The sequence below is a fragment of the Terriglobus sp. YAF25 genome (genome assembly GCF_052113305.1).
GTDB lineage: Bacteria > Acidobacteriota > Terriglobia > Terriglobales > Acidobacteriaceae > Terriglobus.
In genome coordinates, this window is record NZ_JBFRCY010000329.1 from 1 (window position 1) to 10345 (window position 10345).

At 59.1% G+C, this 10345-nt stretch carries 13 protein-coding genes; 9 read left to right on the plus strand and 4 right to left on the minus strand.

The annotated features are described in order from the left end of the window. The 3 genes from AB4043_RS14645 to AB4043_RS14655 all read left to right on the plus strand — a co-directional run. Nucleotides 1-624 (plus strand): alpha/beta hydrolase family protein (locus AB4043_RS14645; RefSeq protein WP_442307369.1); only part of this gene is annotated, 624 nt, incomplete at its 5' end. A 304-nt stretch (nt 625-928) separates the two neighbouring features. Continuing rightward, nucleotides 929-2050 carry a hypothetical protein gene (locus tag AB4043_RS14650; RefSeq protein WP_442307370.1) on the plus strand — a complete coding sequence of 374 codons (1122 nt, stop codon included), beginning with the start codon at nt 929-931 and terminating at the stop codon, nt 2048-2050. After that, entirely contained in the window at nt 1969-2787 is an 819-nt protein-coding gene (locus tag AB4043_RS14655) for a hypothetical protein (RefSeq protein WP_442307371.1), read from the plus strand. The genes AB4043_RS14650 and AB4043_RS14655 overlap by 82 nt, the downstream gene beginning before the upstream one ends. Nucleotides 2788-2879: 92 nt before the next feature. On the opposite strand, the gene nusB is transcribed toward AB4043_RS14655, so the two are convergent. Then, complete coding sequence (gene nusB / locus AB4043_RS14660; protein ID WP_442301360.1) at nt 2880-3314, minus strand: transcription antitermination factor NusB; 435 nt, start codon at nt 3312-3314, stop codon at nt 2880-2882. Then, complete coding sequence (ribH, locus tag AB4043_RS14665) at nt 3314-3997, minus strand: 6,7-dimethyl-8-ribityllumazine synthase (RefSeq protein ID WP_442307372.1); 684 nt, start codon at nt 3995-3997, stop codon at nt 3314-3316. The genes nusB and ribH overlap by 1 nt, the downstream gene beginning before the upstream one ends. Before the next feature lie 59 nt (nt 3998-4056). Between ribH and AB4043_RS14670 the strand changes: the two genes are divergently transcribed. Genes AB4043_RS14670 through mctP form a run of 3 tightly spaced genes read left to right on the plus strand, consistent with a single transcriptional unit; the run spans nt 4057 to nt 6497 of the window. Further along, nucleotides 4057-4485: a hypothetical protein gene (locus AB4043_RS14670; RefSeq protein WP_442307373.1), complete on the plus strand. Its 429-nt coding sequence runs from the start codon at nt 4057-4059 to the stop codon at nt 4483-4485. 5 nt (nt 4486-4490) lie between these two features. Further along, the gene (locus AB4043_RS14675; protein WP_442307374.1) at nt 4491-4910 is read left to right on the plus strand and encodes a VOC family protein; all 420 of its coding nucleotides are present in this window, start codon (nt 4491-4493) and stop codon (nt 4908-4910) included. A 51-nt stretch (nt 4911-4961) separates the two neighbouring features. After that, complete coding sequence (mctP, locus tag AB4043_RS14680) at nt 4962-6497, plus strand: monocarboxylate uptake permease MctP (RefSeq protein WP_442301356.1); 1536 nt, start codon at nt 4962-4964, stop codon at nt 6495-6497. 98 nt (nt 6498-6595) lie between these two features. Here the strand turns inward: mctP and AB4043_RS14685 are convergent, their stop codons facing one another. Then, the gene (locus AB4043_RS14685) at nt 6596-7576 is read right to left on the minus strand and encodes a 2-hydroxyacid dehydrogenase (protein ID WP_442307375.1); all 981 of its coding nucleotides are present in this window, start codon (nt 7574-7576) and stop codon (nt 6596-6598) included. A gap of 160 nt (nt 7577-7736) precedes the next feature. On the opposite strand from AB4043_RS14685, the gene rpsT reads away from it, so the two are divergent. Further along, nucleotides 7737-8066 carry a 30S ribosomal protein S20 gene (rpsT, locus tag AB4043_RS14690; protein ID WP_442301354.1) on the plus strand — a complete coding sequence of 110 codons (330 nt, stop codon included), beginning with the start codon at nt 7737-7739 and terminating at the stop codon, nt 8064-8066. Between the two features lie 53 nt (nt 8067-8119). On the opposite strand, the gene AB4043_RS14695 is transcribed toward rpsT, so the two are convergent. Continuing rightward, complete coding sequence (locus tag AB4043_RS14695; RefSeq protein ID WP_442307376.1) at nt 8120-9055, minus strand: hypothetical protein; 936 nt, start codon at nt 9053-9055, stop codon at nt 8120-8122. Nucleotides 9056-9283: 228 nt separating this feature from the next. Between AB4043_RS14695 and AB4043_RS14700 the strand changes: the two genes are divergently transcribed. Continuing rightward, nucleotides 9284-10204, plus strand: coding sequence for a DMT family transporter (locus AB4043_RS14700; protein WP_442301352.1), 921 nt, complete (start codon nt 9284-9286; stop codon nt 10202-10204). Nucleotides 10205-10213: 9 nt separating this feature from the next. Beyond that, the coding region (locus AB4043_RS14705) for an HAD hydrolase family protein (RefSeq protein WP_442307377.1) at nt 10214-10345 on the plus strand (132 nt) is incomplete at its 3' end.

Genomic DNA, 10345 nt, shown 5'->3' on the forward strand with positions numbered 1-10345 from the left:
GCCCTGGGCTACTTTGTCTTCCAACCCAATCCGCGCGGTTCCTATGGTCAGGGCGAGTCATTCACCCAGGCCAACCGCAAGGACTTCGGATATGGCGATCTGCGCGACATCCTCGCAGGCCTTGATGCCGTCGAGAAGCGATTTCCCGTCGACACGGATCGCGTCGGCGTAATGGGCTGGAGCTACGGCGGATTTATGACCATGTTCTCCATCACCCAGACCAATCGTTTCAAGGCGGCGGTCTCCGGGGCCGGCATCTCCAACTGGCAGAGCTACTATGGTGAAAATTCCATCGACCAGTGGATGATTCCCTTCTTTGGATCGTCGGTTTATGACAATCCGGCGGTGTATGCCAAGTCTTCGGCGATCAACTACATCAAGAATGTAAAGACCCCGACCCTGATCATCGTGGGAGATTCCGACGGGGAGTGCCCCATGCCGCAGTCGTTTGAGATGTGGCATGCGCTGCGCGACCTGGGAGTGACCACGCAGCTCATCGTCTACCCCGGCGAAGGTCATCATTTCGCCGATGCAGGACACAATACTGACCGGCTGGAGCGGACTCTGCGCTGGTTTGAAGAAAAGATGCCCGCAAAAACCGATTCAAGCAGCGCAATGCAATAGAGATCAGAGCGTTTTCCCTGTTGCTGGGTATTCGGGAAGAAACATTCAGCGGCGTTTTCACTGCGGAAAACGCCCATAGATCGGAAGCCCTGCATCACACCCACAGGAAAAATGCTCCAGGCGCAACACCAACACGGGTGCGAAGGATTTGGCGAAAGACTCATGGTGGCAATGTTTTCAAGAAGAAGACATGCTGCTTACTATTTGCCGCTCTACCCGTCACCTTTTACACTGAAGTTTAGGAATTCCAAGCAATGGCGGTATGGACCGTTCGGCGCAGATTCCTGCCGAACGGGGAGGTTGAATGCGGCGGTTTGTTCTTCTTGCTTTTCTGGTGATGTTCTTTATTCCTGTCAGTGTCTCGATCACGGGATGCTCGCGCAATAAGAGCAGTGCCGTCTACTGCAACGGCGGCGATTCCGGTATATTGACCGGCCAGATCACCACCATTAACCTTGAACCCCGCCTGACCGGCGTCTCTCTATCCAGTGGACAGATGGGCAGCGTTGGCACCGCCAGCGCCACTGATTGCAAAGGCAACAGTGTCAGCGTCAGCAACTTCACCTATGCGAGCTCGGATACGACGCACACGCTGGTCGACGTGAATCCGTCCACCGGACGCCTCTGTGCCGGAAGCTGGAATCGCAACAGCGCCGGCGGCATTGCAGACTACACCTACTGCAACAGCACCACCCTTACCGGAACCGCGACCGTTACGGCCAGCGCGGGTGGGGCTACCAGTAATACGGTTACTGTTTATGTGCATCCCATCATCGGCAGTGTGGCCCTGACGGGGGTATCGCAGACGGATTGCGTATCGCAAGGGAAAGCAATCACTCTCGCGGCTGATGCAAAAGATACGTCCGGCAATACCATTGACCCCAAGATTGTCGGCAAATTTACCTTTGCGGCACAGACTTCCGGCATCGTCACCATCGATGAAAATGGCGTAGCTACCGCCGCTCAGCCTGGATCGACCCTCATTACGGCCAGCATCTCGAATGCGACCTCGACGGCGGGCTACTTCTCCACCTGCCCGCCGACCAGCATCGCCCTGAACATCCCGGGCAGCAGCTCTACGAGCGTCAATGTCAACCCGAACACCACTCAGCCAATTACGGCAACGGTGCTCGACAAGAACAACACGACACTCACCAACCTGACGCTGACCTACGTCTCCACGACACCCCGTACGATTCCGGCGGCCACCGGTTCCGTGACCCCGACCTTCCCGGGCGCCGCGGCGATTACAGCATTCTGCTTGCCGCCGACGTGTAATCCCTCCCCGACGGACCGCGTGGGCCCGTGGCAACTCGTGCTGCCTGGTCAACTGACAGCACAACCGTGTACATCACGACGGCGGATAACCAGCTCATCACGTATTCCACGCCTGCTGGCTGGCACGTTATCGACAACTCCGGTCTGACGGCCGTAAACGATGTCGCTGTTACCGTACCGTCGGTCGGCGCTTATTTCGCCGGCTCGACAGCCACTGTCGGCCACACGTACTGCCACAAGACCACTTACTCCGGCACCTCCGTCAGCTCCATCGAGTACTTCCCCATCGCAGGAGGCACTGCAAGCACGGTCGCAGCTCCTCTGGATCGCGTCGCCGCGACGAACGATGGCGCCCATATCCTTGGCGCACGGATGCTCTCTGGTGTTCCTCAGATCACCGACATCGGCGTCTCCATGCCGATCGGAGGCTCGACGCAAGGAGGAGCCTGCCCCACGACCAGTGGTGCTGTTCCCAACTTCACACAGAAAACCCTGAACACCTATGCCACAACCGCCAGCGGAACGGCAGTTACCAGCATCGTGCCAGCCTCGAACTCGTCGGTGGCCTTTGTAACCTACTCGGCCGGCGCCACTGGGTCGCCTGTCATTCCGGCCTACTTCCCTTCCACCAACACGGTCTCGAACATTGCACTGGCCACTACCTCCGGCAAGTCCGCGCCGACCGCCCCGGTAAGTGGTGTGTTCAGTGCGGATGACGCAACCTTCTTCGTCAGCACGGCAGGCGACAACCAGGTGCACCTCATCACCAAGGGAACGACGGCTTACAGCGATACCCGCCAGCTCGATCCCAAGCTTCCGGCCTTCAGCGGCAGCGGGTACTCTGTGCCTGACCTGATCGCTGCCAAGCCGCGTACCTTCCAATAACCAGGAGCATGCTCCCAAAGAGAAACGCCCGGAAGGTTCCGGGCGTTTCTTATTTGCGGTCGACTTTTCCACTCCTGTAGGACTACGTCTTTCTACTGCAACCGCTTCTCCAGAACCTCTTTTGCGATCGCGTCCAGCACACCGTTCAGGAAGTTAATACTCTCTGGAGCCGAGTACTTGCGTCCGATCTCGAGTGCCTCGTTGATGATGATCGCTGCAGGCGTTGCGCGAAAAGCCAGCAACTCGCCGGTAGCCATCCGCAGGAGATTACGATCGACAACGGCCATGCGTTCCAGCTTCCAGCGGGCTGAATGCCCCTCAATCAGCTTGTCGATCTCGTCCTGCCGTTCCGTGGCAACGCGAAAGAGATCTTCGGCGAATCCACGGGCCTCCTCATCGACTTCCTTTTCTTCCCGCGAGCTCCAGAAGACCTTGCGGACCTGTTCCGGAGTCTGCTTGCCCAGATCGCTCTGGTAGAGCATCTGCATCGCCATCTCGCGGCCCTTACGACGTGTTCCTGCTGCCATCAGGCACCCACTTTCTTGCGGATCGACGCCATCTCGATGGCAGCAATCGCTGCTTCAAATCCTTTATTGCCTGCCTTGACGCCGGCACGGTCCAGCGCCTGCTCAAGGGTCTCGCAGGTCAGCACACCAAAGGCGTGCGGAATCCCTGTCTCCTGCTGGCTCTGGCCGATTCCCCGCGCCACCTCGTTATAGATAGCCTCGTAGTGCGCGGTCTCGCCGCGCAACAGCAGCCCCAGCGTAATGATGCCGTCAAAACGCTTCTGTTCCGCGAGCGTACGTGATGCCGAAGGAATCTCCCAGCAGCCCGGAACGCGAACGATCTCAATATCCCCGCGGTTGACGCCGCTGCGCAATAGCCCATCGAGGGAGCCCTGCAGCAGGCGATCGGTAATTACGGCATTCCAGCGAGCCACCACAATGGCGAACTTCATCCCGGTAGCAATCAGGTCGCCTTCGATAGCAACCGGCTTGCCCTTCACCGGATCGTCCCACTCCCAAAAGCCGATTGTCATGCCACTGACGGGTTCTGCGGTAAACAGGCGCGACTTCCAGGGCTGTAGAGCGATCTCAGTCGGGGCGGGCGCTTCATTTGCCGCGGACCATGCCTTTACGGCCTCGTAGACACCATCAAGCTGGGTTACTTCAACCAGCAGCGGCGGCGCCTTCGGCTCTCTGCCAGTCACAAACTCGATATTTCCCAGCGGCGCCCGGAACGGAGCACCCTTGCCTCAACCGTCAGCAGATGGAAGAGATCCGTGTTGAGCTCGACCGCGAGATCCCACCTCCTTCGARGAACCGCTACCTCACCATCCAGGACCTCTCCAACTGGGAGAACCCGGCGATCACCGTGCAGGAGAACATGGTCTCGCTTCACGTGCTGATGGCAGACGCAAACCCCTCTGAGTACGCTAAGGGCACGATGATCCGGCCCGTAGCCGCACGCAAGCAGGAGCTGACCATCCGCGTTGCCGATCTTCCCGCGGCGCTCAATGCCATCCCTCGCGATGCCTGGCCTTATGGCCGCGTCATCGCCATCGAAGAGGCACATGACGCCCCGCTCGCCGTGCGGCCGACCATTCGCCGCAATATGGAAAAGGCAATGCAAACGCTCAACGATCTTGGTATCGTGATCAACGAATGGAACACCCCGGGCGCCTCAACCCTGCGCTGACAACCATGACCAATCGATCTGCTCCTCCCTCTTCGGTGATTCCAGTACTTCGCTATTCGGACATCGTGGCAGTAGCATCGTGGCTGAAAACGGCATTTGGATTTCGCGAACGCCTGCGCGTCGGCGGGAACCATCGCATCCAGATGCATGCTTCGGACGGTCATATCATCTTGCATCAAGCTGAAGTCGAACCTGCGCGGAGCGTCTCGATCATGGTGYGTACTGACCGGATCGATGAACTCTTTGCAAACGCCGTCGCGCATGGAGCGGTTGCGCTAAGAGATCCTCAGACCCACATGTATGGCGAACGCCAATGTACATTGCAGGATCCCTTCGGCCAGGTCTGGGACTTCACCCAAACCATTGAGGATATCGATCCATCAAGCTGGGGTGGTGAAGCAATCGAGCTCGAGCGCATACCCTAAGCTTGCACCGCCGGGCATGCACCCTGTACCCTCACCCTGAACCCTGTACCCATGCCTGCGACTATCCATACGACCGCCCTGGCCGTCTTCTGCGCCTTCTTCGTCCTTGTCACGCTCGCTGGATTCTGGGCTGCCCGTTGGCGGCGTCCGGATGGCGGCATTCATTCGCTTGAAGAATGGGGCCTGGCCGGCCGCAGCTTCGGCACATGGATCACCTGGTTCCTCATCGGTGGCGACCTCTACACCGCCTACACCGTCATCGCCGTTCCTTCGGCGCTTTACGGTGGCGGCGCCATGGCCTTCTTCGCCGTGCCATACGCGATCATCGCTTATCCCTACATGATGATGGTCCTGCCCAGGCTGTGGGCTGTGAGCCATCGCCACGGCTATATCACCTTCGCCGACTTCGTCCGCGGACGCTTTGGGAACCGTGCGCTGACCATCGCCATCGGCGTCACCGGCATCCTGGCGCTGATGCCATATATCGCGCTGCAGCTGGTCGGTATGCAGGCGGTGATCGCCGCCATGGGCGTACATGGCGAATGGCCGCTGGTCGCGGCATTCATCATCCTTGCCGCCTATACCTACTCTTCGGGTCTGCGTGCGCCGGCTGTCATCGCCATCGTGAAAGACATCATGCTGTACGTGATGGTCTTTACTGCCATCATTGTTCTTCCGCTCAAGCTCGGCGGTTATGGACACATCTTTTCTACGGCCGCAGCAGCGCTTGCAACCCATAAGCCCGCAGGCTCTCTGCTGCTGAAGCCGCCGCAATACCTGGCGTACTCTTCGCTGGCCATCGGATCGGCCATTGCGCTGATGCTTTACCCGCACACTGCCACTGGTGTGCTTTCCGCGAAGAGCGCTAACGTCGTTCGCCGCAATGCCGCTCTGCTGCCTGCATACAGCTTCCTTCTCGGGCTGATCGCGCTGCTTGGCTATGTCGCACTGACCGCGGGCATTGCACCAAAGACCGCTGCCGGCACGCTGGATAGCAGCGCCGTTGTCCCGACGCTCTTTATTTCGATGTTTCCTGGCTGGTTCTCAGGTTTCTGCCTCGCTGCCATCGGCATCGGCGCCCTTGTACCTGCAGCCATCATGTCGATCGCTGCCGCCAATCTCTTTACCCGTAATCTGCTGGCGGAGGTCATTGGCCGTCATCTGACTCCTGCCCAGGAGTCCAATACGGCCAAGATCGTCTCTCTGGTCATCAAGTTCGGAGCGCTGATCTTCGTGCTTCTGGCCTCCTCTTCTTACGCGATCGAGATGCAGTTGCTTGGCGGTATCTGGATCGGACAGATCTTCCCTGCAGTGGTGCTCGGCTGCTTCACCCGCAAGCTGCATCCATGGGCCCTCTTCTCCGGGTGGGGAGCAGGCATGATCACGGGCACATGGATGGCATGGTCGCTGCAGCTGAAGAGCTCGGCGTATCCGCTACATCTCTTTGGACAGACGTATACGATCTATGCTGCGATTCCGGCGCTGCTGGTGAATCTTGCCCTCGCCCTGGCTCTTACACCCCTGTTCAATGCGTTGGGGCTGTGCAAGGGAACCGATCAGACGCAGCCGGAAGACTATATCGCGTAAAGTTTGCGTCGAGAAATAGCAAAAAGCGGCTCGCTTCGCTTGTTGCCCCATTCTTTCGCTAATGGCGAAAGAATGGGGCAACGGGTCCATACGCTTGTCTAGTATCCGGCGYCCCCCACAACGTTTTCCAGCGGCTCGCCCTTCAAATACCGTTCCATCTGCTTCCCGATAAAGCCGAATGCGCGTTCCATGAAGTTCGGTGTCAAGCCGGCGATATGTGGGGTAATCAGGCAGTTGGGAGCGCTCCATAGAGGGTGCCCGTCGGGCAGAGGCTCCGGATCGGTTACGTCCAGCGCGGCGCGGATCTTCCCTTCCGCCAGCACCGCCGTCAGGTCTTCAGTCACCACAATCGGTCCGCGGGCGGCGTTTACCAGCAGTGCCCCTTCCTGTAACCGTTCCAGGCGTTTCCGTCCGAACATCCCCTGAGTCTCCGCCGTGAGCGGCAACAACAGCACCACGACATCCGCCTGCGGCAGCAGAGCATCCAGCTCACTGATCGCGTGGACTTCGACCGGCTCCGTGCGTGCGGAACGAGCGACACGGATCACCTTCTTCACACCAAAGACCTTCAACTTTTCTTCGGTTGCCGCTCCGATCGATCCATAGCCGACGATCAATACCGTCCGGCCCCAAAGTTCTTCGCTGAGCACGCGATAGCGTCCACGCGTGTGGGTTCTCTCAGTAACGAAGGGGTTGCGCAACTTCCAATCGCCGACCCACTTCTTCTCCTCCTGAGCCTTGGCGTACACCGGGAGCCACTTCAGTGAGGCCAGAATGGCCGTCATCACCCACTCGCTGGTCGAGACATCATGGATGCCGCGTCCGTCGCACAGGATCATGCCATCGCGCCTCCAGGGAAGGACCCAATCGACGCCGGCCATGGCAGATTGCATCACCTTCACACCCTGCACAAACGGCATCTGGCCCTCGGCTTCGAAGCGATTGAAGGGGAGTACCCAGAATTCGACCTCAACCGTCTCCCGCAGGTCCTTCGGAAGCCTTACCAGCTCAATGCCATTCTTCGGAAAGAGCTTCAGCAACTCCTCCGGAAGATCCGCCTGCACCCCGACACGCACCATTTGCGATTCCCTCTCCCTCTAGGCGCCCGATAACACACCCTAATCCTTGCACCTTATATCAAATTCCCGTATTCTTAAACCTCGTAGGGAATGTGGCGCGTGAGTAGCCGCAGCCTCTCCCCAAATCCCCGACAACCGGGTTGAAAGAAAAGGTTTATCGATGGCGAATCACGTCTCCTCTCTCAAGCGCGCACGTCAGACGGAGCGCAAGACTGCGGTCAACCGCGCTAACAAATCCAAGCTGCGTGGTTCACTCCGCGAGCTTCGCGAGTCCCTCGCCACCGGCGATGCGACAGTGGCCGCTGAGCAATTCAAGGCCACCGTTTCGGTGCTCGACAAGTCTGTCCAGAAGGGCGTGCTGCACAAGAACACCGCTTCCCGTTACAAGAGCCGTCTGGCTGCCCGCCTGAAGACCGCGGCCACCACCACTCCCGGGGCTGCTACCGCCACCAAGGCCAAGCCGGCGAAGAAGGTTGTCAAGAAGGCCTAAGCCGTTTCGATCTCTCTGCAAGCCCGCTCTCCGGAGCGGGCTTTTGCGTTTCCCTATCTATCTCCATCACCACCGGTAAGGTGGATTCTCGCCTCTCCCGGGCGGGGCGCCACAGTCAGGGAGTGCTGAAGCTCCTTCTTCTCCTGTGCCGTCGGCTGCGGCAGGTTGAAGATCTCAATTGTCCGTCCCTCTGCGACGGCCAGGCGCGAGCCATCGGGCGACAGGTCAAAGTTGAGGCCCGCTTGCTGCGGAGGAACGGCAAGAATCTTCGCCAGAGGACGTCCGCTGCTGGTCTGGTAGACCTGAATCTCCTGCCCCTGCACCGTTTCGGGCGTGTTGGAGCTGGGACCGCTTCCCATAATGGTCAAAAGGCGGCTATAGGCAAAGCGGCCCGCCTGAGCTGCGGTTTTCATGGCCGGCGAATTGGATTCCCCAGCCAGCACCATTAACCACAAAGCCTTTCCTTCCAGATCAAAGGCCCCGATTTCGGAGTGCGCCACATCGCCGCGGCACCCTAACCCAATAAACTCGAAGCCGCTGACAAACGCCGCCACAGGAGGGCAACTGGTCTCCAGCCCCGCCAGGTCCACCACCTGCCCGCTACCATACGGCTTCCACTCAAATCCCCAGTGCTGACTGTCCTCTCGCACCAGATCCAAATGCCCGGCAGAGAGCATGGGAACCGAAGCGGCGCCGGCGAAGTCTGCGTCGTCTTCATCGGTCTCCGGATCATCGACGATGCGCGGCAGCAGCTCCTTGACCGGAGAGGTTACCAACAGATGCCGCTCATCGACAAAGTCGATGGTCTGGTAGACGGTGCGATCCAGAAGGAATCTGGCCTGTGGCAGCATCACACCCGGCAAGTCGAAGCGGAGGTCTGCTTTTTGCGTCTTTGGGACCTGTAGCTGGTTTGGTGATGTCTTCTGCGGCCTTGGCGGCTGCAATGGAATCTGAACCTGCGCAAACAGAGCTGTATGCACACAGAGCACGGCTAGAACATTTTTCCTGTTGATGGGTATCCCGGAAGGGGCGTGCAGCGGCGTCTTCCTTGCGGAAAACGCCCATAGATGCCGAATCCCTACACTACACCTACGGGAAAAATGCTCTATTCCCGAGATCGCATTGGCCCATCGTATCTGCATCGTTGCGTGTGACTCCCACTCTTTCATAACGACGCTCTTACCCGCCACTCCCCTCCCGTGTGCGACATTGAAGAGATGGCCCCTTCACACAGCCGAGCCTCAGGATTCCTAGCCTGCGCCAGCGCAGGCACCTTCTGGGGCATGGGTTTTTACTTTGGCAAAATCGCCCTGGCCGAGATGGCCGTCGGGCACATGGTCTTTTATCGCTTCCTCTTCGCCACCCTGGCCATGGTTCCCGTCCTGCTGACACGGCGGCCAGGGCTCTCGCGCTCCGAATGGGGAACGCTGCTGCTCGGTACTTTTCTCGGGATTCCGCTGCAATTCCTCCTGCAGTTCAAGGGACTCTCGCTCACGACCGTCTCCCATGCCGCCCTGATGGTGGGCATGATGCCGGTCATCCTGGCCGTTGGGGCTACTCTCTTTGCACACGAGCGTCTTGACTGGATCGGATGGACCTCTCTGGCCGTCTCTACCACCGGTGCGGCACTGATCGCCACGGGAGGACGCCACAGTCATGCCGCAGGCGATCCGACGCTTGCCGGCGACCTGCTGGTGGTTCTTTCGCTGTTGATCGCTCTTTTCTGGGTTCTGTGTAACAAACGGCTCATGGGAAGCCATTCCGCACTAGTGGTCACCGCCTACGGCCTGATGAGCGGCATGCTGATGCTCTGCGTGATTGTTCCTGCCATGTATGGGTTGCCTCCGGTGCATGGCATCTCTCTGAAAGCCTGGCTCGCTCTCGCCGCCAGCGGTCTCTTATGCACGGCTGCCTCCACCTTCCTGTGGAACTACGGCATCGCCCATATTCCCGCATCGCAAGCCGGCGTCTTTCTCAACATGGAGCCGCTCATGGGCTCTATCCTCGGAGTTACTCTTTTGAGAGAGAGATTAGGGCCTACCGGCATTACAGGCGGCATGCTGATCCTCATGGCCGCCATCACCCTTACCACCAAGTCCAGGGCTCGCGTCAAAGAGCCGGACTGCATCCCTACCTAGAGAGTTCGCTTGCAGCAATCACCACTCCTCATCGCGATCGATATTGACGGCACCCTGCTTCCGCCGGAAGGCAAAGTCACGCAGCGCGCCATCGATGCGTTGCTTCGTGCCCAGGAAGCCGGCATTCACATCGCTATTGCT

What these genes read in the sequence shown, in the direction of transcription:
- AB4043_RS14700 (WP_442301352.1), top strand. Translation starts at nt 9,284, where the DNA reads ATGGCCCCTTCACACAGCCGAGCCTCAGGATTCCTAGCCTGCGCCAGC.
- mctP (WP_442301356.1), top strand. Translation starts at nt 4,962, where the DNA reads ATGCCTGCGACTATCCATACGACCGCCCTGGCCGTCTTCTGCGCCTTC.
- nusB (WP_442301360.1), bottom strand. Translation starts at nt 3,314, where the DNA reads ATGGCAGCAGGAACACGTCGTAAGGGCCGCGAGATGGCGATGCAGATG.
- AB4043_RS14650 (WP_442307370.1), top strand. Translation starts at nt 929, where the DNA reads ATGCGGCGGTTTGTTCTTCTTGCTTTTCTGGTGATGTTCTTTATTCCT.
- rpsT (WP_442301354.1), top strand. Translation starts at nt 7,737, where the DNA reads ATGGCGAATCACGTCTCCTCTCTCAAGCGCGCACGTCAGACGGAGCGC.